Origin of the sequence: Algirhabdus cladophorae, from assembly GCF_044772865.1 — a bacterium.
GTDB lineage: Bacteria > Pseudomonadota > Alphaproteobacteria > Rhodobacterales > Rhodobacteraceae > Algirhabdus > Algirhabdus cladophorae.
The window spans coordinates 3,369,105-3,391,409 of sequence record NZ_CP173029.1 but is presented as its reverse complement, the minus strand read 5'-3'; the positions used below and the strand labels follow the sequence as shown (position 1 = coordinate 3,391,409).

Genomic DNA, 22,305 nt, shown 5'->3' with positions numbered 1-22,305 from the left:
AAGCAGCCCATGAACACTCAGATCAAAACCGCTCTTGTCACTGGATCATCGGGCTTTATTGGCTTTCATACCGCAAAACGATTGCTCGAGGCTGGCTGGAACGTGGTCGGCCTTGATGCGATGACCGACTATTACGACGTCTCGCTTAAACAGGCTCGTTTGGCGATTTTGCAAGGTTTTGATCAGTTCACAAATGTTGAAGCCACGCTCGAGGCCGAAGGCGTTGTGGATCAAATCCTAAAAACCCACAAACCAAACACGGTTATTCACCTCGCGGCCCAAGCCGGGGTACGGTATTCGATTGATGCGCCGCGCTCGTATGTGGACAGCAACATTCGCGGCACGTTTGAGATCCTCGAGGCCGTGCGCACCACGCCAGTTGATCACCTTTTGATGGCCTCGACCTCGTCGGTCTATGGGGCCAATACAAAAATGCCCTACGCCGAGACCGATCAAGTTGATCACCAAATGTCGTTCTATGCGGCAACCAAAAAGGCGGGCGAGGCGATGGCCCACACCTACAGCCACCTTTACGGAATCCCCACGACAATGTTCCGGTTCTTTACTGTTTATGGTCCTTGGGGGCGGCCTGATATGGCGCTTTTCAAGTTCACCAAGGCAATCCTCGCGGACGAACCGATCGATATTTACAATCACGGCAATATGCAGCGCGACTTTACCTATGTGGACGATCTGGTCACGGCCCTCACCAAACTGATCGAGGTGCCGCCGCTGCATAAACAACCCCAAGACAGCTTATCCCCGATTGCACCATGGCGCGTGGTCAACATTGGCAACGATCAACCTGTGAAATTGATGGCCTTTGTCGAGGCCGTTGAACGTGCGCTGGGCAAGACCGCCCAAAAGAACCTGATGGAAAAACAGGCCGGGGATGTTTTTGACACTTGGGCCGATGTGTCCTTGTTGCGATCGCTCATTGGCACCCAACCCCAGACAGATTTGGACACGGGAATCGCGGCCTTTGTGGCGTGGTATAAAGAACACTATGCCTAGGCTGATCCTTGCGCTTATAGGGGCGCAGGTGTTGACATAAATAGCCGCGCTTCGCATCTGTCGCGCAACGTTTAAACGCAAAGGGAGCAGTCCATGCGCATTGCAATGATCGGAACAGGCTATGTGGGCCTTGTCTCAGGGGTTTGTTTTTCGGACTTCGGTCATGATGTGATCTGTGTCGACAAAGACCCCAACAAAATCGAAATGCTGGAACGCGGTGAAGTCCCGATTTACGAGCCGGGACTTGATGTTCTGATGGCCAAAAACGTGGAAGCAGGGCGTTTGACCTTCACGGGCGACCTCAAGCAAGCCGTTGATGGGGCCGACGCTGTGTTTATCGCTGTGGGCACACCGACCCGACGCGGGGACGGCCACGCTGACCTGACCTATGTCTTTGCGGCTGCCGAAGAAATTGCAGAGGCGGTCACGGATTACACCGTGGTTGTGACGAAATCGACTGTGCCTGTTGGCACCAACCGTCAGGTCAAACAGGTCATTCGCAAGGTCAAACCGGATCTTGATTTTGACGTGGCATCAAACCCGGAATTCCTGCGCGAAGGTGCAGCGATTGATGATTTCATGCGTCCCGACCGCGTGGTCGTTGGCGTCCAAACAGACCGGGCCGCCGATGTCATGGCCGAGATTTATCGCCCATTGTTCTTGCGCGAATTCCCGATCATCACAACGGATCTGGAAAGCGCCGAGATGATCAAATACGCCGCCAACGCGTTTCTGGCGACCAAGATCACATTCATTAATGAAATAGCCACGCTATGTGAAAAAACGGGCGCAGATGTAAAGCAAGTGTCCAAAGGCATGGGGTTGGATGGCCGTATTGGCAACAAGTTCCTGCACGCAGGTCCCGGCTACGGTGGCTCGTGTTTCCCCAAAGATACCAAAGCCTTGGCGCGTATCGGTCAAGACTATGCCGTCCCCATGCAGATCACCGAAGCGGTGATCAAGGTGAACGAAGAAATGAAGCGTCGCATGATCGACAAGATTGTCGATCTGTGTGGTGGATCGGTCAACGGGCTGACCATTGCTGTGCTGGGCGTGACCTTCAAACCCAACACAGACGACATGCGCGACGCGCCGTCCTTGACCATTGTGCCGTCTTTGATCGGTGGCGGTGCCAAGGTCCGTGTCGTTGATCCCCAAGGCCTGCGCGAGGGCAAAGACCTGCTGCCCGGCGCTCATTGGGTCGATGATGCCTACAAGGCCGTGCAAAATGCAGATTGCGTTGTTTTGCTGACTGAATGGAATGAATTCCGTGGGCTGGATCTAAAACGCGTGGCCAACCGTATGCAAACCGCTCGGATGGCGGATTTGCGCAACATCTACACGCTCAAGGACGCACAACGCGCAGGCTTTGAAGGCTATGTGTCTGTGGGTCGTCAAGGCACCGAAGACAGCTAAGATCAGTTCGCGACGGTACTGGCCAAACCAAAGAGTTTGCCCACAAGACTGGCCACTGTGTTGGCGGCCGTAACAGGCGATTCTGTGCCCAAAACAACATCCTCATGGTGAATGAGGAAGTTCTTGGCGCTAAACAGGCCGTCGGCTGTGGTCAGGTCCAGCGTAAACACCACGCGTTGTTGCCGGGGGCCGCGCACACCGGCGCGCAGGGCGCTGGACGGATATTCGCGCAGCACCAAAATGCCCTGCAGATTGGCCCGTGCATCGTCGACGCCACCGATCTCGGCCAAGGCATCCAGCGCTGTCATCCGTGAGCGGTTGAACGGTATGATGGCTTCGCTGCCCGTGGCACCCAGTGACAGAAAATAACGACGATCTGCATCAATGACCACTTTGTCACCTGCCCGCAAAACCGCATCATGACTGGGCGAGGCATAGAGCCGGTCCACGCCGATTTGATACGTTGATCCACCGCGATAAAGCTTGAGTTGCGGATTGTTGATGCCGTCTTTGACACCGCCACCGACCGACAGAAGGCTTAGCACTGTGTACCCGCGATCCAACAAAGGATAGCTGCCCGGTGATCCAACACCGCCCACCAAATCAACCGAGCTTTGGCGCCCTTGTTCGACCAAAGACAATTGCACCTGTGCGGAGGGAACTGTGCCTTCCAGCGCGCTTTGAACCCGGCGCCGTGCGCCATCGGGCGTCAATCCTGCCACGCGTACAGCATCGATGTAAGGGACAAATATCGTGCCGTTGCCGCTGACCCGCATGTTGTCCATTGTCACAACCCGCTGGCCTTGCCCGGTCAAAAGCGAATTATCGTTTGCATCCCAAATCGCCAAATTCAATGTGTCGCCAGCGGCGATCACTGTGCCGCGCGAGGCACCACTGTTGTGAATCCAATTATGTGGCAAAATTCCGCCCGTCGAAGGCCACTGCGAGACCGAAGGCAGGAAAGCTTTGCTGACAGGATAGATCGCAAAATCGGCTGAAGGGTCATCAGCGCCCGCAAGAATCTCAGTCTCTAGGGCTGCCCCACGCGGCAAGGTACACCCGGCCACTGACAGCAAAACGGCCAAAAACAGCCCAATTTTACGGTATCTTTCCATCGGTCCCCCAACCAATTATGTTATGCGTAACGATTGGAATTGCGTCGCGCCCACATGCAATCCTACACCCTGTGGTGAGGTTGAGTAAACGCAACAATCCATTTTGTTGGGGTTGGGCAAAAGGATAGACTGCGTGCCACTTTCCAAACGACTGTTTGATCTGATCTTTGCAGTGATGCTGAGTGTTTTGATCGTGCCGGTCATACTGGTGTTGTCGCTTGTGATTTTGATCTTGGACGGCGGCCCGGTGTTCTACGTTTCTGAACGGATGAAGACCCCGTCTCAAGGATTTAGATTGTGGAAATTTCGAACCATGACACCGGTGGCGCAGGATTTTGGCGTTTCAGGTGGCGATAAAATTAACCGGGTGACAAAAACCGGCAAGTGGCTGCGGCGGTTGCGTTTGGATGAACTGCCACAGATTTGGAATGTTCTGCGCGGCGACATAAGTTTCGTAGGACCTCGCCCACCGCTGCGCGTGTATGTCGAACGGTTTCCCGATCTCTACGCCGAGGTCCTCAAAAGCCGTCCAGGGATCACTGGTTTGGCCAGTCTGGTGTACCACCGACACGAGGAACTCTTGATCAGCCAATGTAAAACTGAGGCTCAGACGAATGCGGTCTATGAGCGCAAATGCGTCCCAACCAAAGCCAAGCTGGATCTTATGTATCAAGCCAATCAAAGCCTTTGCTTTGACGCGGCCTTGATTTTGCGCACAGCACGTAGATTGGTCTTGCGCCTGAAATAGTGGCAGGTTGGCCTTCCATTGCCGCATATTTTTTGTCCAGATACGGGGTGTCTGCCTAAAAACCTTGCATTTTGGCCGAATCTCGCCCATTTCGGGCTCAATTGCATCAAAGTCTCGCAAGCCATGGTTGAGTGCGAGATGTTATAAGAAAAAGTCATTGAAGTGGTGAGTCGCCGGCAAAGCCAGCGGAGGGTTCATATGCTGAAGTTTATTCAGTCTCTTACACGCCTCCAAAAAGGGGCCTTACTGCTGATCGCAGATATGGCCATTGTGCCGCTCGCCCTTATTGCGGCTGTTTTCCTGCAAAATGAAATGGCCGCCTATCAAACCAATATCCAAAACACTGCATCCCTGAATGTGGGCCTCATCATTGTGGCGATGGTTCTGTCGTTGCAGCTGGGGATCCCAAAGATCCGCCTCAATGCGTTCCATTCGGATTATCTGGGCAAGCTTGGGCTCTTCTCGTTCTTGATGATCCTGTTGGGACTGGGTTTGGAACAGTTGATGGATATAGGCCTGTCCACAGGGGCCTATATCTTTTTCGGGATGACCAACTTCTTTATTGCATCAGCGTTTCGGCTGGTTTTGCTGCAAATCGTTTTGGTCATCTATCGCAGTGCACGGCCGCGCTGTCGCGTTTTGATTTACGGGGCGGGCAACACGGGCGTTCAACTTGCGAATGCGCTTAAGACCCACGACTCTATCGATCCAATTGCGTTTGTTGACGACAATCCCGCGCTCAGCCGTCAAACCGTGACCGGGTTGCAGGTTTATTCCCCAGTGCGCATCGAAGAGCTGATCGAAAAGCTGAAAATCGAACGTGTTTTGCTAGCGATGCCATCGGTTTCAAAACCCAAGCAAACCCAGATCGTGCGACCTTTGCAAAAGATGGGCATCGATGTGCAATCCTTGCCATCATTCTCACAGTTGGTGGGGACAGAGGCGTTGGTGGATCAGCTGGCGCCAATGGTGGCCACTGATATTTTGGGCAGCGAACGCGTCTCGCCCAACCGTCCTCAGAAAATGGACTACTACGAGAACGAACATATCCTTGTGACAGGCGCTGGTGGCTCCATCGGGTCCGAGATTTGCCGCCAGATCATTCATTCCCGTCCCAAACGTTTGGTGATGTTCGATATCAGCGAATTTGCCCTCTATCAGGTTGAACGTGAATTGCGACCTCTGGCCGAGGATTTCGGTATCGAATTGTCCGCCGTTTTGGGATCTGTGCGCGAAGCACGTGTGGTCGAGAGAGTTCTGAAAACCCATGAGATCGGTGTGATCTTGCACGCCGCTGCCTACAAACACGTGCCCATTGTTGAGCAAAATCAGATGGTTGGACTGTCCAATAACGTGCTTGGCACAGCCACCCTTGCACGCGCGGCACGCGCGGCCGGGGTCAAGCGGTTCTTGCTGATCTCCTCAGATAAGGCCGTGCGCCCGACCAATATCATGGGTGCGTCCAAACGGATGGCAGAACAGGTCATTCAGGATATGGCAGACAAGTCGGCAGATGGCGTGTTTTCGATGGTGCGGTTTGGCAATGTTCTTGGTTCATCTGGCTCTGTGATCCCTTTGTTTCAGGATCAGATCAGTCGTGGCGGCCCTGTGACACTGACGCACCCTGACGTGACGCGTTACTTCATGACCATCGACGAGGCCGTGCATCTTGTGTTGCAGTCTGGCGCGATTGCGCGCGGTGGAGAGGTCTTTGTTCTGGACATGGGCGAGCCGATCAAAATTCGTAACCTTGCCGAAAAGGTTATTGCAGCCTCTGGTTACAGCCTACGCAATCGCAACAACCCTGATGGCGATATCGAGATCAAAGTCACGGGCCTGCGCGACGGTGAAAAACTGCACGAAGAACTGCTCATCGACGAGGGGGTTTTGACCACCTCCCACAAAAAGATCTTCTCGGCGCGCGAAGGTAAGCTGTCCGAGATTGAAGTCGCTGCTATGCTCAAAGATCTCCAAGACGCCGTCGATACTGACAGCCTTGAGGGCGCCGTGGCCGTGGCCCACCGTTGCGTCGAAGGCTTTGGTCCAAAACCCAAATCCCAGCCTGCATTGCAATCCTCCTAGGGCTGGGCATTTGCAGCAACACTTGATGCTCAATACACAACCTGCCCTTGTTGTAGACCCCAAGCTGAGGCACATTGAACGCACCAACTCAGGGATAGGGACTAGGCCGTGAAACAGCACTCGAAACAGGCCGCAACCATCGTTGCGATATTGGCCGGTGCCAGCTTTTCAGGTGGGGTGTCTCACGCGCAACAAAGCCAAAATATAGGCCTCTATGGTACGCCTGGGTTGATTGATATGCCCACGGCCTATTCCCTGCCCGATGGGGAATTTGCGACGACTCTGTCCTATTTTGGCAATATCCTGCGGTCGACCATTACGTTTCAGGGCACGCCACGGGTATCAGGCTCGTTTCGATACAACGGTATCGCCAATTGGAATGCCGATGGGTTCGAGACCTATTACGACCGAAATTTTGACGTTAAATTCCAGGTTTTGAAAGAAAGCGAATATTTGCCAGCCATCTCTATCGGTCTTCAGGATCTTGGTGGCACTGGCCTAAACTCTGCAGAATACATCGTGGCCTCCAAAACCTTAGGCAAGGGGTTGCAAGCCTCCGTTGGTTTAGGGTGGGGCCGACTGGGATCAAACAATGTCGTGTCTGGTGGGCTGTCCACGCGTGAGCCGATTGATATCGGTACCGGCGGATCCTTCAACGTGGATCAGTGGTTCAAAGGCGATATAGGACTTTTTGGGGGCCTCAGCTGGCAGGCCACAGATCGCCTCAATCTTATCGCCGAATATTCCTCTGACAGCTACGCTTTGGAAAGCGGTACACGGCAGGTGTTTGAACGCAAATCGGATTTCAATTTTGGCCTGCGTTACAAGATCAGTCGCGCGGCTACGGTTGGTGTCTATTCCATGTATGGAACCGAGGTAGGCATCTCCCTTGCGTTCTCTTTGAACCCTAACAACCCCAGCTACGCCGGCACGACCGAGACCGCACCACCCGCAATCGCCGTCCGCGCACCCCGCGCTGGAAACGATGATATCTGGGCCGAAAATTGGGTGGGGACCGCGGATGCACAGATCATACTGACCAGCTCCGTCAAAGCCGAATTGGAACGTGAGGGCATGGTCCTTGAAGGTCTGACCCTTGCTGCCAACACTGTCACGGTGCGGTTTGAAAACAAACGTTTCTCTGTCTTGTCTCAGGCCATTGGGCGGGTTGCGCGCTCTCTGAGCCGCGCCATGCCTGCGTCTGTTGAAACCTTCCGCATCATTCCGATTAAAAACGGCATTCCCCTGTCAGCGATCACAATCCGCCGAACTGATCTTGAGGCGTTGGAACACAATCCCGATGCTACCGAGACTTTGCTCGCGGTTACTGGTTTTTCCGACGCACCGTTGAATGCGCCGCAATTGCGTCCCGAGGGCGTTTATCCGCGTCTCACTTGGGCTTTGGCCCCCTACATTCGCACCAGCTATTTTGAACCCGAAAATCCACTGCGATTTGAAATTGGCGGAAAAGCCGAAGCAACCTATCACTTTGCCCCGGGATGGAGCATTGGTGGTCGTATCAACCAGCCTTTTGGCGGGACATTGGACGGTAGCGATCGCGAATCCAATTCTGTTCTGCCGCGCGTACGTACCGAAGGCTACCTCTATAATCAGGCCACGGGTCCTGTGCTTGTGCACCTGACATTGGATCATTATCGCAGGTTGGGTCAGGATCTCTATTTCCACGGCTCTGCTGGTTATCTTGAACGCATGTTTGCAGGGGTCGCGGCCGAGGTTCTCTGGAAACCTGTCTCCAGCCGTTTGGGTTTGGGATTTGAATTGGCCCATGTGCAACAGCGCGATTTTGATGGCGGATTTGGTTTGCGCGATTACTCGGTGACCACGGGCCATGCCTCGGCCTACTACGAATTGGGCAACGATTATCTGATCCAAGTGGATGCAGGCCGGTATCTGGCAGGCGACACAGGGGCGACCCTGACAATGACCCGCGAGTTTGCCAACGGCTGGCGCGTGGGTGCGTTTGCGACGAAAACCAACGTCTCGGCTGAGGATTTTGGCGAAGGGTCCTTCGACAAAGGCTTCATAATCCAAGCGCCGTTCACCTATTTCTTGGGCAACCAAACGACGCAGGTTGGCAGCACCACGATCCGTCCCATTCAACGGGATGGCGGCGCACGTCTAAATGTGCGCGGCAGGCTGTACCAAGATGTGCGCAACGCCCACAAACAACGCCTTTCGCACCAATGGGGGAGGGTCTGGAAATGACGTATCTGATGAAAGTTCTGACCGGCCTGACCGTTGTCGTTGCCCTGATCGGATGCAGCAGCGAAAAAGACAGGGTGCGATCCATAGACCTGGCTCGAACCCTTGTGGACGAATTGAAACCTGAAAAAGTGCAGCCGCCAGTCGTTGCGACACGTGCAACCCTTCAGGGCATCACCGATCCGCTGATTTTGGTACGTACCCAAAAAGACGGTGGCCTTGGCCTTTTGGGGGTTCAGGCTGTGAACGGCGACTATGTCACTTGGCGCACAGCAGACGACATCTCGCTGGTGATCCATGGTCAGGTTTTGTCGTCTACGCGCCGCTTTGGCCAAGACATTATAAGCGCACTGACCCCCGTGAGCCCTGCGAATCAATCTCGGTTTAGACGCGAATACAGCTACCTTGGTGGCGATGAGCAGATCGTCAAAGCCATCGCAGATTGCGAATATACCGTTGAAAAGTCCGAGACGATCGTGGTGCTCGATCAGAAATTCCTTACGCAAAAGTTTCTTGAACGGTGCATTTCTGATCAGCTAGGCGAATATACGAACATTTATTGGCTGGATCGGCGAGGAATTGCCGTCAGATCGGAACAATATGTGTCCCCAAAGACAGGGTTTCTTACTTTGGAACGAATCAATCAATAGGGTCAAACTGTCGCCTTTTCTTTGACAGTGTTTTCCTGTAGTTTCCACGCAGGTTTATTTGGAGTTTTTTGAGATGAGCAAAGTAACAGGACTTTTGGCAGCGACTGCAATGATCGCGTCCGTTGGCGTAGCCTCTGCCCAGACTGAATCAGGCGCTGTTGTGACTACAACAACAACTGGTACGACAGCAGGCACAACCACAGCTGTTGCAACTGGTACGACAACCGCAACCGCAACAACAACAGCCGTCGCCACAACGACAGCCGGTGGTGCAATCGGTACAGTCGCGACAACAACGCTGGTCGGTGGTGTTACTGTCGGTACTGCAGTGATCGGCGGCGTTCTTGCTGCTGTGGTCATTGCTGCTGTGACAGACGACGACAGCTCGTCCTCCTCCACAACAGACTAATCTGACTTAGTCAGAACGATTTGTTTGAGGCCTGCTTTTCCTTTGAAAAGCGGGCCTTATCGTGTTTTTGGATCAATTTGGTTAAAATACCCCATAAAGAACACTGTATCGGTGGTATACTAGCTTGGTGATCACAGCTTTTGATGGCACTCTTGTACTGCAGCTAAGTTGGAAGGGCCTTCGTTATTTCGGCTACATTCAAGACCACATCACGACTACAGGCGACGCCATTGAGGTTACTCCTCTTTGGTCCGTTGACTGTCCTTGGGCCGATTGGTGAAGATCTTACACCCAAGTCAGTAAAATCTCGGGCTGTGCTCGCGATGCTTGCCATGGCGCCACGCGGATCGCGGTCTCGCGTCTGGCTACGCCACAAATTGTGGAGTGATAAAACAGACGAACAATCTGGCGCCAGCTTGCGCCAGTCTTTGTTGGATATCCGTAAAACTTTTGGGGTTCATGCGGATCGGGTTCTGCACGCTGATAAAAATACGATCTCGCTGGATATGGATTCCGTTGATGTAGATGTCACTCAATGGATCAAAGGCGACCGGCCATCAGCAGAATTTTTTGATTCTAATTTCTCTGTCGACGACAATTTTCTTGAAGGTTTGGCCGTTCGGGATCCCGAGTTTCAAGACTGGTTGTTAAAAGAACGCACCATCATCAAGCGCCGGATGGATGATGCAGGCCTGCAGATCGATCTACAGCCCAAATCCTCGACCGTAACTCATCTTTATCAGCCGGATCGCCCGCAGTCGTCTGCGCCGTTTGAAACCCCGCTCAGGCAGGCTTTGTCCGCCTGTAATATTGTCTTGATGCCCAACCGATCCCTTGGATTGCCTGTGGGTCTGATGGGACAACAAAGCAAACTAGAACATCTTTTGGAACGCTCGTTCATTGAGGCTGGGGATTTCAATGTCACGCGATTTGATGGTGATCTGGGGTTTGCGCATCAAACTGGGCAAATCTCTGATGGGACCCTTGCCGCGCAAATCACCTTGAACCAATTTGGATCCTCAGTCCAAGCTGACATTGTCTTGCAAGAGGCCGACAGCGGTCGTGTGATCTGGGTTGGTGCGGCCCACACGCATCTGAGCGGCGCCATGGTCCTGCCAACAGGGTTTGGCCATAACTTGATCAGTCAGGTGTTAGAACAGACAACTCGGTATTTGCTTGACCGTACAAATGCAGAGGCCCAGCCCCATATCGCCCACGCCGTGTCCGCTATGTTCCGTCTGTCCAAGGAGGATCTGGAACGGTCAGAGGTCATCCTCAAAGGGCTCATTCAACAACATCCAACGGCCCAGGCCTATGCTTGGCTCGCGTTCAATCAGACGTTTCGTGTTGGCCAAAGGATGAGCTTTGAAGACGCTCAAACCATTGAACTCGCTCAAGAGTATGCGCAAAAGGCCTTGGATTTGGATCGTAGTAATTCCTTGGTTGCCACCCTTGTTGCTCACGTCCATTCCTACCTGTTCGGGGAATACGATTTCGCCGCGGGTCTCTTTGAACAGGCCCTGCAATCCAACCCCAGCCAGACCCTCGCGTGGGACCTGTACGGCATGTTGCACGCCTATGCAGGCCAGCCGGAAAAGGCCGTTCTGATGGCCGATTGGGCATGCGAACTTGGGTCAGACAGCCCGTATAGATACTACTTTGAAACGACACGCGCGATTGCTGGAAACTTTGCCGGTAAGCATCGCACGGCCATCGAAGCAGGCAAATCTGCTCTTGCCGTGCGCCCAGATTTCAACTCGCTGCTGCGCGTCCTTGTCTCCAGTCACGCCCATCTTGGCGAAACCGAACAGGCTGCTCATTACCTTGAAAAACTCCGTACTGTAGAGCCAGGGTTTTCGATCCGCAGTCTCAAGGACGCAGGCTATCCTGGCTTGGATACTGAAGGCGGCCGCAAGTTCATCGCAGGCCTGAAAAAAGCTGGGGTCGGCGAGGTCTAGCCCTTTTGTTGAAAGTGCTTTTCGCCCCGTGCTGCTGAAAGTGCGATCTGTTTTTGCCGCTCGCGAAACCTAGACTTGTCAAACTCTGTTGTCTCATCAATGCAATGCAGGCACGACACCCCTGCCTCATAGTCACCCCGTTGCATGTCCTGCGGAACAAGCGGACGCCTGCAGGCATGACACAAGACATGCGGCCCTTCGACAAGGCCGTGCCCCACCGAAACCCGGTTATCAAAGACAAAGCACTCGCCATTCCAAGTACTCTCTTCTTGCGGGACCTCTTCGAGATATTTCAGGATTCCACCTTTTAGGTGAAAAACGTCTTCCACCCCCTGACCCAGCAAGTAATTTGTCGACTTTTCACAGCGAATGCCACCGGTGCAAAACATGGCAATTCGTTTGTTGTGAAACCGGTCTTTGTTGGCCTCCCACCAGGCAGGAAACTCGCCAAAGCTCTTGGTTTCAGGGTCTATTGCACCTTCAAACGTGCCAATCGCTACTTCGTAGTCGTTGCGTGTGTCGATAACAGCAACGTCTGGCGCCTCGATCAAAGCGTTCCAGTCGGCTGCATCAACGTAGTGTCCCACACGCGCTTGCGGATCCACATCAGGCTGGCCCATCGTGACGATCTCGCGCTTTAGGCGTACCTTCATCCGACCAAAGGGTGGCTGTTCCGCTTGGCTCAATTTCCATTCCAGATCGGCACACCCGGGCAAGCCGCTCAACATTTTCAGGATCGTGTCGATACTGTCGCGCGACCCGGCAATCGTCCCGTTGATACCCTCATGGGCCAGTAACAAAGTCCCGGTGATCCCGTTGGCTTTGCACGCGTCCAAGACCACCGGCTGCATTGCGGATGGGTCGTCAAAACGGGTGAAATGATAAAGGGCTGCGATGGTATACATGCAGGGCGGTTTAAGGCAGTCTGGCCAAGACTTGCAAGGGCCTGCATTGACGCGCCACGTCGCCATGCGTAGGGCAGGGATGAAAAGGGGGGACCGTATGACACACCAAAACCAAGCATTGATTGTGATCGATGTGCAAAACGACTTCTGTCCCGGCGGTTCATTGGCGGTGTCGGAAGGCGACCAAATTGTAGCTGGTATCAACGCCCTTATGCCGCAATATGGCACCGTCGTTTTGACCCAAGACTGGCATCCGGCAGGGCATTCCTCCTTTGCCTCGTCTCACGCGGGCCTCGACCCATTTGCGGTGACACAAATGCCCTACGGGCCGCAGGTGCTTTGGCCGGATCATTGCGTCCAAGGAACCAAAGGGGCGGCGTTTCATCAAGGTCTGGAAACGGATCTTGCCCAGAACATCATCCGAAAAGGGTTCCGCCGCCACATCGATAGTTACTCAGCGTTTTTTGAGAACGATCATGCAACGCCAACGGGCCTCGCGGGCTATTTGCGGACACGCGACGTCACGCAGGTGACTTTGGTCGGGCTCGCATTGGACTATTGCGTAGCTTTCTCAGCCGTTGATGCCGCGACCCAAGGGTTCGAGACGACAGTACGGCGTGATTTGACTCGTGCCATCGATCTGGATGGGTCCTTGGACACAGCGTTGAAAACGATGAACGAAGCAGGGATAAAAGTGGTCTGATGGTCGATATTGCAACCCGAGTTTACAATCACAAATGGAAGATTGACCCGATTGTGCGGTCTCTGATCGATACCGATTTTTACAAGCTGCTGATGTGCCAATCGATCTTTCGTAATCATCCAAATGCGACGGTAACATTTAGCCTGATCAATCGTTCCAAGGATATTCGCCTTGCCGATCTGATAGACGAAGGCGAGTTGCGCGAACAGTTGGATCACATTCGATCCTTGTCGCTGTCGCGCGGTGAAAGCACGTGGTTGCGCGGCAATACCTTCTACGGGAAACGCCAGATGTTCCGCTCAGACTTCATGGAATGGTTCGAGGCGCTGCGATTGCCAGCCTACCATCTTGAGGTCAAAGATGGGCAATATGAACTGACCTTCGAGGGCGCTTGGCCCGAGGTGATGTTGTGGGAAATCCCAGCGCTGAGTGTCTTGATGGAATTGCGCAGCCGCGCGGTTCTCAAACATATGGGCCGGTTCGAATTGCAGGTTCTTTATGCCCGTGGCATGACCAAACTATGGTCCAAGATTGAGAAATTACAGACTCTAAATAAGCTGAAATTGGCTGATTTTGGCACGCGCAGGCGCCATAGTTTCTTGTGGCAGGATTGGTGTGTGCAGGCGATGTCCGAAGGGTTGGGAAGCAACTTTATCGGGACCTCCAACTGTCTGATTGCTATGCGGCGCGAGGTCGAGGCAATCGGCACCAACGCCCATGAATTGCCCATGGTCTACAGTGCGCTGGCGCAAAGCGACGCAGCGCTGAAACAGGCACCTTATGACGTTCTGGCCGATTGGCAGGAGGAACACGACGGCAATCTCCGGATCATTTTGCCCGACACTTATGGCACTCAAGGCTTTCTTGACGATGCACCCGATTGGCTTGCGGGCTGGACCGGTATGCGCATCGATAGCGGCGACCCGGCCGAAGGTGCAGAACGCGCCATAGCCTGGTGGAAAGCGCGTGGCGAAGATCCATTAGAAAAATTGGTGATCTTTTCCGACGGGCTGGACGTGGATAAAATCATCACGCTGCAAAACCAGTTTGCGGACCGCGTAAAGGTCTCCTTCGGCTGGGGTACACTGATGACTAACGATTTCCGCGGGCTTGTCCCGGACAAAGCGCTGCAGCCGTTTTCCCTGGTCTGCAAGGCCATCGCTGTGAACGGTCGCCCAACGGTCAAACTGTCGGACAATCCCAACAAAGCAATGGGCCCCCAGTCCGAGATCGAGCGCTATAAGTCTGTGTTCGGTGTTGGATCCCAAAAGGCCGAGGACGTGCTGGTTTAGAGTCTGATTTCACGCGCCAATGTCAGGGCACGATCGCAGTAGAACCGTTGTTTTGGATTGTCTGGGGCTGCACGTGATATGATCCATCCGGTGGACGCAAAGGCGCGTAGCATCATGAACACTTGGATGTCTAGATCAGACACTATTGCACCGCGTTTTGACACATAACCCTCAATGAGGGCCGCGCGCAGGCTGGGCAAATATGGACATTCGGCGTGCTGGACCAGTGCTGCACCCAGATCGTACGGGCGATAGCCATAACCTGAATCGTCAAAATCAATAACCCAGAGTCCATCAGCGTTTTGCAGGATGTTCTCTTGCAACAAATCTGCATGAATTAGTCCGTAATCTGCGTCAGCCTCTGGGGGCAAATAAGCTAGGCAGGCTTGCCGCGTGGTGTTTAACAGCTGTTGTTCAACAGAGTCTAAACTGGGGTTTTCCCAAAACTTGCCCCACCAAGGGGTGTCCCCCAAGAGACCTTCGGCAGACCATTGAGGCCGAGGTTGCTGGGGCAGATCAAGCGCGTCTGTGGTTGTATGTAGATCCGCCATCAGACCGCCAATACGGTGGTATAGATCGCAATGATCAGTCTCTGTTCCAGCGTAATTTGCCCCAGATTCACCAATGCACTCGGCATCTAGCCAATCGATCACAGATACCAGCGGGCCATTCCCTTGCCACGTCATATCCCCGTTTTGGGCGGCAACAGGCAGAGGGCAGGGAAACCCTGCTGTGGCCAAGGCTTGGGTCCACACCAGTTCCGACAAGATACTTTGGCGAGACTGGTACCCAACGCGGTGTAATCGCACAGCTACGGTCTGACCGGATGCCAGGTGGGCCTTCATCACAATATTTTCGCGGTTGCGGATGATCACTGGATCTTGCGAAAATCCACCCCACGCCTGACCCGCACGATTGGCATAGGCCATGGCCGCTGCATTATGCATCTTGGCGGTCCTTGAGGGCATCTGCCAATTGTCCGACTGCGATATCTGCATGGCTGGCGGCAAATGGCATAGGCGGGCGTATCTTGAGGATGTTTTTGTGTTTGCCGATCCGGTTTAACAACACGCCTCGGCGGCGCATGTCTTCGACAATATCGCCAGCAAACTGGGTGGCGGGCGTTCCATCAGGATCACAGAACTCAACACCAAAAAACATACCCTGCCCACGCACTTGGGCAATTTTTGGATGCACCAAAGACTTAAGTTTCGCTAAGGTATATCGCCCGACAGCCCCCGCATGTGCCACCAAATTATCGGTTTCTATCACCTCAAGCGTGGCCATAGCCGCAGCACAGCTTACAGGGTTCCCACCAAAGGTGTTAAAGTACCCAAAGGCGTTTCGAAACGTCGCCATAATATCAGGTCGTGTGATAACGGCTGCGGCCGGATGTCCGTTTGCCATTGGTTTGCCCACCGTGACGACATCGGGCACAAAGCCCATCCAGTCGTGACCCCACCAATGATCCCCAACACGGCCAAAGCCCGGCTGGACTTCGTCACACAACAGCAACCCACCAGCGCGGCGCACGACCTCGGCTGTTTTGTCCAGAAAACCTGGCTCAAGATCAGGGAGTCCTTCGTTGGCAAAACTCGGGCAGAGCATAACACCTGAAAATCCGTGGTCGGCAGCATTCAGTTCTGCGATCGCCTTTTCAAGATTTGCCGCAAATGCCTCAGCTTGGCCACCCAGAATGCCGCCAACCGGGGTCACGCTATCGGGGGCTGGGATCAATTTGACATGATCGGGATAGCCGCCAATCGGGGGGCGCCGTGTCGATAGTTGTGACACCGCCATTGTGTTGCCGTGATAGGTATTGTCCGTTGCCACGATCCCAATTTTGCCAGTCACCGCCTGCGCCATACGCAGGGCGATATCATTGGCCTCGGATCCAGTGCACACCATGATCAACTGGTCCAAATCGTGATTAAAGGTGCTGGTCAAACGGTCTGCATAATCGACGATCCCGGCGTGCAAATATCGCGTGTGCGTGTTCAGCACTGCCGCTTGCCGGGCAATGGCCTCGACCACGTGGGGGTGGCAGTGGCCCACATGAGGCACGTTGTTGTAGCAATCCAGATATTTGCGCCCGTCCGCGTCCCACAGCCAAACACCCTCACCGCGTACGATGTGAATAGGCTCTTCATAAAAGGTTGAAACATTTGGCCCCAACCGTTCGGCGCGGCGCGCTAGTAGGTCTTTCATTCGTCATCCTTCACTTTGCCACGCAGGGATTTCACTTCACCGCGTTTGGCTTTGCTGGCCAGTCGCCGTTTTTGACTGCCCCATGTGGGTTTGGTGGAAATCCTCGGTTTAGGCTTTTCCATGGCTTTCAAAATCAACTCTTTCAACCGCTGCATCGCGATATCGCGGTTGCGGGCTTGAGACCGTGTATCTTGGACGAACAAAATCAGCGCCCCATCTTGGGTCCAACGTCTACCTGCCAAACGGCGCAATCGGTTTTTGACCTGTGCGGGCAAAGACGGGCTGTTGGCTGCTTCGAACCGCAGCTCAACTGCGGTCGAAACTTTGTTCACATTCTGGCCGCCGGGTCCGCTGGAGCGGGTAAAACTTTCGGTGATTTCCCAATCTTGGATCTCGATCTGATCGTTAATTCTCAGGCCCACTGCCATACCCCTAGCCATACGGCTGCCATACGCTAGCCATACACTATATGGCACCCCAATTTTGGGCAACAAAAAGGGCCGCCCTAGATCAAGGCGGCCCTTCGAGAATGTTAGGAGGTGGGGCCGGTTCTGGCCTTAACCACGCTCGGGGTGCTTACGCTAAGACTGCCTAGCAGGCGGCCCCCCAAGTTGTTCCGACACCTCTCTCCAATGTTTCTCTGATCACTGGATCACCTCCTCTCAAAATTGTTTCAACTAAGTGTAGCCTGCCACAGAAAGGAGATATGTCAAAGGATTTATGCAGGCTGTGGCAGGACCCGCCCCACGATGATCCGAAATGGGATCAATGCAATCAAGGCAAGGGACAGTTTCACCATCCAATCAGCCACGGCGAGTGACACCCACAAGGGGGCCATCGGACCCATTCCTAATACTGGCAGAACCTCGCCCGCCCAGCTGACGTCGTTTGTAGGTTCGATAAACGTCAGTGCACCCGAGAAGGCGATGGTAAAGAATAACGCTGTGTCCAAGGTCGATCCAACAAGGGTCGAGGCCAGTGGGGCACGCCACCATGCACCCGAACGCAGACGGTCAAAGATGGCCACGTCCATCAGTTGCGCTACAAGGAAGGCAATGCCCGAGCCGATTGCGATCCGCATAGTAACCCATGGACCAAATTCGCCCATGATCTGTGTGCCGACCAGCGAGCAGATGACACCCACCACAAAGCCTACAAACACCACACGCCGCGCAGGGCGCGCGCCGTAGATCCGGTTCATCAGATCGGTTACCAAAAAGGCGATCGGATAGGTGAACGCGCCCCATGTCAGCCACTGGCCAAAGAGGCTCTGCACCAAAATGTTCGAGGCCACAACAACGGTGGCCATGGCGATGACGCCATAAAAATAAGAAGTACGCATGTTTTGCTTTCCCGTTTTAGCAAGGTCGCGGGGACTTGGCCTTGGACCATCCAAGACGCGTGGTCTCTAACCGCGGCACAGGCCTATGGCAAGCGGTATTCGACGAATTGGGTCTTTTGGAAGAACTTGAAGTTATCGTCGGAAATCATCGTCAGGCGTATCGCGCCCTTGGCATCTGTCCAGATGCTGAGGCCTTCAAGATTGTCGAACTGGCCTGCTTTGGTTTCAAGCACCAGCCGTTCATCACCTCCGCTTAGATCAAAGCTGCGCACGCGGGATCGAAAAGACCAGCCACTAAAGTACCTCTCCAGAATATAGAGCCGATCATCGGGTCCAATATCCGCGCCAACAACCAAGAATGGCCCGTCTCGGCGCAAATGGAATGGCGTATCCCACGTGCGATCTTTCAGTCTATAGACGGGAAAGGGCCGATCCAGATCGCCGGATCGTTCCGGGATGGTATAAAGCGTGCCGTGAGGGTCTATTGCCAAAGCCTCCAGCGAGGAATTGTTCTGAAGTTTGTGAAAATCGGGGTGGTGCGGCAGCCACTTGGCCCGCGCCGTGGGATCAGGATAGCCCATCACGCGGTGATAATTCTCGAACGAAACCCAAGGGATGCCATCTGCCCCAATGGCCAAGCCCTCGCTGTCGACCTCGTGCGGCTGCATTGGTCGTCCGGTTTCATGCAGCAACGCGTGCTCGGCTGTGATTGCGGCCCCAGTGATCTGGCCATCTGTCCGCTCTAGGGTGCCTAGAAACATGGTGCCGCTGTCGTTGATCGCGGTAAATCCCAGACCATCGTCCGACACCTCAAGGCCCGACATGCCGCCGAAACTTTCGCGCGGATCGCTCCACGTGAGTTGGCCCAAATATTCTGCGTCTTGTGCCGTGGCGGTAGACGCCAGCAGGATCAGGGCGAGGTTAAGACAGCAGCGCATTGCGACGGAAGATTGGCCAGCATTAACTCACGCCGTGGCTTAGGTGCAGGGGCGTTGGGATCTGGGGGCGGCGGGTTGAGGATGTTGTTGACCCATGTCTGTGCATCGGCACAGCCATCACCCTTGGGCGGCTTGTTTTGGGGTGTGCAGTTGGGGGATCCTTTGGGGCAGGCCAACCGTACGTGAAAATGATAGTGATGCCCCCACCATGGACGAATTTTGTTCAGCCAAGCACGGTCACCTGTTTCGGAATTGCACATCGCCACCTTCGCACCGGGAAAGACGAAAATTCGCTCGACCCGTTTGTCTTGGGCAGCGGCCTTGAGGATTTCATGATGCGCGCGGGTCCAATTGGAATTCGTGTAGGCCCCGCTGGACCGACGGGTCGAGATTGAGCTGATGTTTTCGCGCGCTTCACGGCTAAGGGTCAAATCATTCGCCGGCAACATCCAGATATCCGCGTCTAACCCCGTCTGATGCGAGCGATGGCCCGTCAGCATCGGCCCGCCACGGGGTTGGCTCATATCGCCCACATAAATCCCGTTCCATCCTGGTTGCTGGGCGGCTTTGCGCGACAGATCTTTCACAAAATCTACGGTGATCGGAAGCGCCCAATTGCGGTTGCGTGACAGACGCATGGCCTGCCATGTGGGCCCAGTTTCGGGCAGTTGCACACCGCCTGCATAACACCCGCGCGCATAGCCGCCATGAACGGCGGGCTTTTGACGACTGGCAAAGCTTTTGGCGCCAAACAGTTGCTTGGCCAGTTTGCCATCATATTGGGAGGTGTCGATTTTGGGGGCTTTGATCATCTCGCCTGAGATATCTCGATCTGCACTGGCCCCGCAGGACGCCAGCAACAAAATCGCGCCACAAACTCGTACAATCCCACGCATTACAAACGATCCCCTTCGGGTTTTACAAATCTCAACAAGACCAACCCTGCAAAGAACAACAGGATTACAGGTAGGAAACCGAGACGCACGCTTCCTGTCAACTGCGTACTAAGCCCGATCAAAGCGGGCGCTAGAAAGGCCGTGGCTTTGCCTGAAAGTGCAAACAGCCCAAAGGCCTCGGTGGGACGTTCGGGGTTGGTATGGCGCGACATCATTGACCGGCTGGCGGCATAGATTGCGCCACCTGCGCCGCCCAAAGCGGCACCGCAGATGAAAAAGATGATGTCTGGCATTTGTGAATTCGGCGCAAAGGGCAGACCCAGCATGCTTTCCCGCGACATGCCAACAATGACGATACTGACTGCAACCAAGACAAAAATGCACACGGTGATTACAGGTTTAGGCCCAAACCGCGCGTCGCAACGCCCGCCCACATAGGTCAAAATAGCAGCCGTAATCGCCGCAATAATCCCAAAGATGCCGATCTGGGTGGTGCCCCATCCCAACACCAGCGCGGCATAAACGCCGCCACCTGTATAGACAGCATTCAAAGCGTCGCGGTACAACATCGAGCCGATTAAGAAATTGCTGAGGCTTTTGTTGCGCCAAACATTCTTGAGCGTCTGACCAAGGTCGCGCGTGATCTTCGACACCGGTGGCATTGGTCGGATAAAGTTTGGATCGTCTCTCACATAGAGGAAGAACGGGATCATAAACACAGCGTACCAAATTGCGATAAATGGCCCCACAATCCGCGTGCCGCCGCGGTCAATTTGATCAAGACCAAAAGCGGATGTGAGGCCGACCATTGTTTGCCCTGTCCCGTCTTCGGAAAAGAAGATCAGCATGATGAACAACGATGTCACGCCGCCCCAGTAGCCAAATGCAGCGCCCGACCCTGAGATGCGTCCAATCTCTTCGTCTGTTCCAAGGGAAGGAAGGATTGCATTAATAAAGTTCAACGCCGATTCTGCCGCAACAAATCCTACCCAAAACGCGAAGAAGATGACCCACATAGTGCTGCCATCTGGGAACAACCACCAAAGACTAAAGGAGGTCACCACATAGATGACGGAAAACGCGATGATCCAAGGAATTTTGCGTCCGCTACTGTCAGAAAATGCACCTAAAAACGGTGCGGTGAAGGCGATCACAAGGCCTGCAATCGCTTGCCCCCAAAACCACGTGCTGGAGGCCTGCGCACTTGCTGCTTCGGCATTCAAACCAGTTCCAGCAAAGTACTGTGCCGCGACAACCGCAAAATAGGGGCCAAAAATGAAGGTCAGCCCAGAGGTATAAAATGGCTGCGTCGCCCAATCGAAGGCCATCCAGCCCCAGATCCGCTTTTTCGATGTTATGCTTGCCATTTCGTCCCCGCCCTATTTTGTCGGGATGAAATAGACAAAGGGGGGGCGACGCAAGGTCTGCTTTTCTAACCTTGGGTCAAATCGTCCTGCATTGGGGGCCATGGACGGGTCGCATCAGCCGCGATCCAGTTGGTGATCCAATCGGGCAACGGCTGCTGTTCAATTTCGTAGGGCAGCGTTGCCAACACCGTGTTTGGGTCGACGATGCCGTCTTTGCCTGTCACCGCCGAGCGATACAAAATGTGGTTGGCGCATTCACCATTTTTCTTCCACATCGATTGCTCAAGATAGATGAACTTGTCGTCCCACCCTACCGCGCGGCTGCGCATTTCAATCTTTTCGAACGGTCGAACGCGACGGCGATACCGGACACTGGCGCCGGCCATGGTCAAGCCCCAACGGTTTTCCTTGAGGGTTTTGATCAGGCCTGCGCGCCGCGCCAATGGCAATCGTCCCAAGTCATAAAACGTCAAAGTTCGCCCATTATTGAGTTCCATCCATAAATCGATGTCCCATGGCCAACAAATATGGTGGCTGACATGAACATCTGTGGCCTGCAAAGGGCTGGCGTTACGAAAGATAAAGAATTCTTTGGCAAGACGAATAAATGGATACATTCAAGTGCTCCTTTGTTCGGAAAATGACATGCCTGACGTAAACGTCAACTATGACCTCGCGGAAGCATCTTGTCGAATTGCATCTGACGCCTTACCTCTGTGCCAACGCTTACGAAAGGCCCACACTAAATGACGTCGCTATACCAAATTATTATGCTGATCCTTGACGTGGTCTGGTTCATCATGATCGCGCATATCATAATGAGCTGGCTCATCAGCTTTCAGGTTCTCAACTTGCATCAACCGATTGTGGGTCAGATCTGGAGTGGCCTAAACCGTCTATTGGAACCAATTTACGGACCAATCCGCCGCGTTTTGCCTGATACGGGGCCTCTGGATCTCGCGCCATTGGTCGCCTTTATCGGTTTGATCGCCGTTCGGATCATTTTGCAGAATAACGCAGCCCTCTTTTACTAAATCTA

The 22,305-nt window shown here is 54.0% G+C and carries 21 protein-coding genes; 11 read left to right on the top strand and 10 right to left on the bottom strand.

The annotated features are described in order from the left end of the window. The first annotated feature begins 9 nt into the window (after positions 1-9). On the top strand, positions 10-1,014 hold the full coding sequence (locus ACIRQ6_RS16460) for an SDR family NAD(P)-dependent oxidoreductase (protein ID WP_420861688.1): 1,005 nt from the start codon (positions 10-12) through the stop codon (positions 1,012-1,014). Positions 1,015-1,107: 93 nt separating this feature from the next. After that, complete coding sequence (locus ACIRQ6_RS16455) at positions 1,108-2,430, top strand: UDP-glucose dehydrogenase family protein (protein WP_420861687.1); 1,323 nt, start codon at positions 1,108-1,110, stop codon at positions 2,428-2,430. Between the two features lie 2 nt (positions 2,431-2,432). Here the strand turns inward: ACIRQ6_RS16455 and ACIRQ6_RS16450 are convergent, their stop codons facing one another. Beyond that, entirely contained in the window at positions 2,433-3,545 is a 1,113-nt protein-coding gene (locus tag ACIRQ6_RS16450; protein ID WP_420861686.1) for a polysaccharide biosynthesis/export family protein, read from the bottom strand. 133 nt (positions 3,546-3,678) lie between these two features. Here ACIRQ6_RS16450 and ACIRQ6_RS16445 point away from each other — a divergent pair, with 133 nt between their 5' ends. The 6 genes from ACIRQ6_RS16445 to ACIRQ6_RS16420 all read left to right on the top strand — a co-directional run bounded on the left by ACIRQ6_RS16445 (position 3,679) and on the right by ACIRQ6_RS16420 (position 11,615). Then, entirely contained in the window at positions 3,679-4,293 is a 615-nt protein-coding gene (locus ACIRQ6_RS16445; protein ID WP_420861685.1) for a sugar transferase, read from the top strand. A 198-nt stretch (positions 4,294-4,491) separates the two neighbouring features. Continuing rightward, complete coding sequence (locus ACIRQ6_RS16440; RefSeq protein WP_420861684.1) at positions 4,492-6,375, top strand: polysaccharide biosynthesis protein; 1,884 nt, start codon at positions 4,492-4,494, stop codon at positions 6,373-6,375. A gap of 108 nt (positions 6,376-6,483) precedes the next feature. Continuing rightward, complete coding sequence (locus ACIRQ6_RS16435; RefSeq protein ID WP_420861683.1) at positions 6,484-8,601, top strand: YjbH domain-containing protein; 2,118 nt, start codon at positions 6,484-6,486, stop codon at positions 8,599-8,601. Continuing rightward, positions 8,598-9,248: a YjbF family lipoprotein gene (locus tag ACIRQ6_RS16430; protein WP_420861682.1), complete on the top strand. Its 651-nt coding sequence runs from the start codon at positions 8,598-8,600 to the stop codon at positions 9,246-9,248. The genes ACIRQ6_RS16435 and ACIRQ6_RS16430 overlap by 4 nt, the downstream gene beginning before the upstream one ends. Before the next feature lie 73 nt (positions 9,249-9,321). Next, on the top strand, positions 9,322-9,657 hold the full coding sequence (locus ACIRQ6_RS16425; RefSeq protein WP_420861681.1) for a hypothetical protein: 336 nt from the start codon (positions 9,322-9,324) through the stop codon (positions 9,655-9,657). Between the two features lie 377 nt (positions 9,658-10,034). Next, positions 10,035-11,615, top strand: coding sequence for an SARP family transcriptional regulator (locus ACIRQ6_RS16420; RefSeq protein ID WP_420861680.1), 1,581 nt, complete (start codon positions 10,035-10,037; stop codon positions 11,613-11,615). On the opposite strand, the gene ACIRQ6_RS16415 is transcribed toward ACIRQ6_RS16420, so the two are convergent. Further along, a complete protein-coding gene (locus ACIRQ6_RS16415; RefSeq protein ID WP_420861679.1) occupies positions 11,612-12,520 on the bottom strand; it encodes a rhodanese-related sulfurtransferase in 909 nt (302 codons plus the stop codon). The two genes, ACIRQ6_RS16420 and ACIRQ6_RS16415, sit on opposite strands and share 4 nt — an antisense overlap. A 97-nt stretch (positions 12,521-12,617) precedes the next feature. Between ACIRQ6_RS16415 and pncA the strand changes: the two genes are divergently transcribed. Together pncA and pncB are read left to right on the top strand one after the other, a co-directional pair. Then, complete coding sequence (gene pncA, locus ACIRQ6_RS16410; RefSeq protein WP_420861678.1) at positions 12,618-13,223, top strand: bifunctional nicotinamidase/pyrazinamidase; 606 nt, start codon at positions 12,618-12,620, stop codon at positions 13,221-13,223. Further along, a complete protein-coding gene (gene pncB / locus ACIRQ6_RS16405; RefSeq protein WP_420861677.1) occupies positions 13,223-14,515 on the top strand; it encodes a nicotinate phosphoribosyltransferase in 1,293 nt (430 codons plus the stop codon). The genes pncA and pncB overlap by 1 nt, the downstream gene beginning before the upstream one ends. On the opposite strand, the gene ACIRQ6_RS16400 is transcribed toward pncB, so the two are convergent. From ACIRQ6_RS16400 to ACIRQ6_RS16365, 8 genes are all read right to left on the bottom strand, one after another. Continuing rightward, entirely contained in the window at positions 14,512-15,462 is a 951-nt protein-coding gene (locus tag ACIRQ6_RS16400; RefSeq protein ID WP_420861676.1) for a phosphotransferase enzyme family protein, read from the bottom strand. The two genes, pncB and ACIRQ6_RS16400, sit on opposite strands and share 4 nt — an antisense overlap. Further along, positions 15,455-16,723 carry an aspartate aminotransferase family protein gene (locus tag ACIRQ6_RS16395; RefSeq protein ID WP_420861675.1) on the bottom strand — a complete coding sequence of 423 codons (1,269 nt, stop codon included), beginning with the start codon at positions 16,721-16,723 and terminating at the stop codon, positions 15,455-15,457. The genes ACIRQ6_RS16400 and ACIRQ6_RS16395 overlap by 8 nt, the downstream gene beginning before the upstream one ends. Continuing rightward, a complete protein-coding gene (gene arfB, locus ACIRQ6_RS16390; RefSeq protein ID WP_420861674.1) occupies positions 16,720-17,151 on the bottom strand; it encodes an alternative ribosome rescue aminoacyl-tRNA hydrolase ArfB in 432 nt (143 codons plus the stop codon). The genes ACIRQ6_RS16395 and arfB overlap by 4 nt, the downstream gene beginning before the upstream one ends. A gap of 290 nt (positions 17,152-17,441) precedes the next feature. Continuing rightward, entirely contained in the window at positions 17,442-18,065 is a 624-nt protein-coding gene (locus ACIRQ6_RS16385; protein WP_420861673.1) for a queuosine precursor transporter, read from the bottom strand. 83 nt (positions 18,066-18,148) lie between these two features. Next, complete coding sequence (locus ACIRQ6_RS16380; RefSeq protein WP_420861672.1) at positions 18,149-19,003, bottom strand: esterase-like activity of phytase family protein; 855 nt, start codon at positions 19,001-19,003, stop codon at positions 18,149-18,151. Next, positions 18,976-19,815 carry a penicillin-insensitive murein endopeptidase gene (gene mepA, locus ACIRQ6_RS16375; protein ID WP_420863925.1) on the bottom strand — a complete coding sequence of 280 codons (840 nt, stop codon included), beginning with the start codon at positions 19,813-19,815 and terminating at the stop codon, positions 18,976-18,978. Before mepA ends, ACIRQ6_RS16380 begins: the two co-directional genes overlap by 28 nt. A gap of 83 nt (positions 19,816-19,898) precedes the next feature. Continuing rightward, positions 19,899-21,266 (bottom strand): MFS transporter, encoded by a 1,368-nt coding sequence (locus ACIRQ6_RS16370; RefSeq protein WP_420861671.1) that lies wholly within the window; start codon positions 21,264-21,266, stop codon positions 19,899-19,901. Between the two features lie 65 nt (positions 21,267-21,331). Continuing rightward, positions 21,332-21,883, bottom strand: a complete 552-nt coding sequence (locus tag ACIRQ6_RS16365; protein WP_420861670.1) for an acyl-CoA thioesterase — start codon at positions 21,881-21,883, stop codon at positions 21,332-21,334. Positions 21,884-22,012: 129 nt separating this feature from the next. Here ACIRQ6_RS16365 and ACIRQ6_RS16360 point away from each other — a divergent pair, with 129 nt between their 5' ends. Continuing rightward, positions 22,013-22,300 carry a YggT family protein gene (locus ACIRQ6_RS16360; protein WP_420861669.1) on the top strand — a complete coding sequence of 96 codons (288 nt, stop codon included), beginning with the start codon at positions 22,013-22,015 and terminating at the stop codon, positions 22,298-22,300. Positions 22,301-22,305: the final 5 nt, after the last annotated feature.

Bases quoted from the DNA above. Each gene is read 5' to 3' on its own strand.
- ACIRQ6_RS16460 (WP_420861688.1), top strand. From the start codon at position 10: ATGAACACTCAGATCAAAACCGCTCTTGTCACTGGATCATCGGGCTTT.
- ACIRQ6_RS16455 (WP_420861687.1), top strand. From the start codon at position 1,108: ATGCGCATTGCAATGATCGGAACAGGCTATGTGGGCCTTGTCTCAGGG.
- ACIRQ6_RS16450 (WP_420861686.1), bottom strand. From the start codon at position 3,545: ATGGAAAGATACCGTAAAATTGGGCTGTTTTTGGCCGTTTTGCTGTCA.
- ACIRQ6_RS16440 (WP_420861684.1), top strand. From the start codon at position 4,492: ATGCTGAAGTTTATTCAGTCTCTTACACGCCTCCAAAAAGGGGCCTTA.
- ACIRQ6_RS16430 (WP_420861682.1), top strand. From the start codon at position 8,598: ATGACGTATCTGATGAAAGTTCTGACCGGCCTGACCGTTGTCGTTGCC.
- ACIRQ6_RS16425 (WP_420861681.1), top strand. From the start codon at position 9,322: ATGAGCAAAGTAACAGGACTTTTGGCAGCGACTGCAATGATCGCGTCC.
- ACIRQ6_RS16415 (WP_420861679.1), bottom strand. From the start codon at position 12,520: ATGTATACCATCGCAGCCCTTTATCATTTCACCCGTTTTGACGACCCA.
- pncA (WP_420861678.1), top strand. From the start codon at position 12,618: ATGACACACCAAAACCAAGCATTGATTGTGATCGATGTGCAAAACGAC.
- pncB (WP_420861677.1), top strand. From the start codon at position 13,223: ATGGTCGATATTGCAACCCGAGTTTACAATCACAAATGGAAGATTGAC.
- ACIRQ6_RS16400 (WP_420861676.1), bottom strand. From the start codon at position 15,462: ATGCATAATGCAGCGGCCATGGCCTATGCCAATCGTGCGGGTCAGGCG.
- ACIRQ6_RS16395 (WP_420861675.1), bottom strand. From the start codon at position 16,723: ATGAAAGACCTACTAGCGCGCCGCGCCGAACGGTTGGGGCCAAATGTT.
- arfB (WP_420861674.1), bottom strand. From the start codon at position 17,151: ATGGCAGTGGGCCTGAGAATTAACGATCAGATCGAGATCCAAGATTGG.
- ACIRQ6_RS16385 (WP_420861673.1), bottom strand. From the start codon at position 18,065: ATGCGTACTTCTTATTTTTATGGCGTCATCGCCATGGCCACCGTTGTT.
- ACIRQ6_RS16380 (WP_420861672.1), bottom strand. From the start codon at position 19,003: ATGCGCTGCTGTCTTAACCTCGCCCTGATCCTGCTGGCGTCTACCGCC.
- mepA (WP_420863925.1), bottom strand. From the start codon at position 19,815: ATGATCAAAGCCCCCAAAATCGACACCTCCCAATATGATGGCAAACTG.
- ACIRQ6_RS16370 (WP_420861671.1), bottom strand. From the start codon at position 21,266: ATGGCAAGCATAACATCGAAAAAGCGGATCTGGGGCTGGATGGCCTTC.
- ACIRQ6_RS16365 (WP_420861670.1), bottom strand. From the start codon at position 21,883: ATGTATCCATTTATTCGTCTTGCCAAAGAATTCTTTATCTTTCGTAAC.
- ACIRQ6_RS16360 (WP_420861669.1), top strand. From the start codon at position 22,013: ATGACGTCGCTATACCAAATTATTATGCTGATCCTTGACGTGGTCTGG.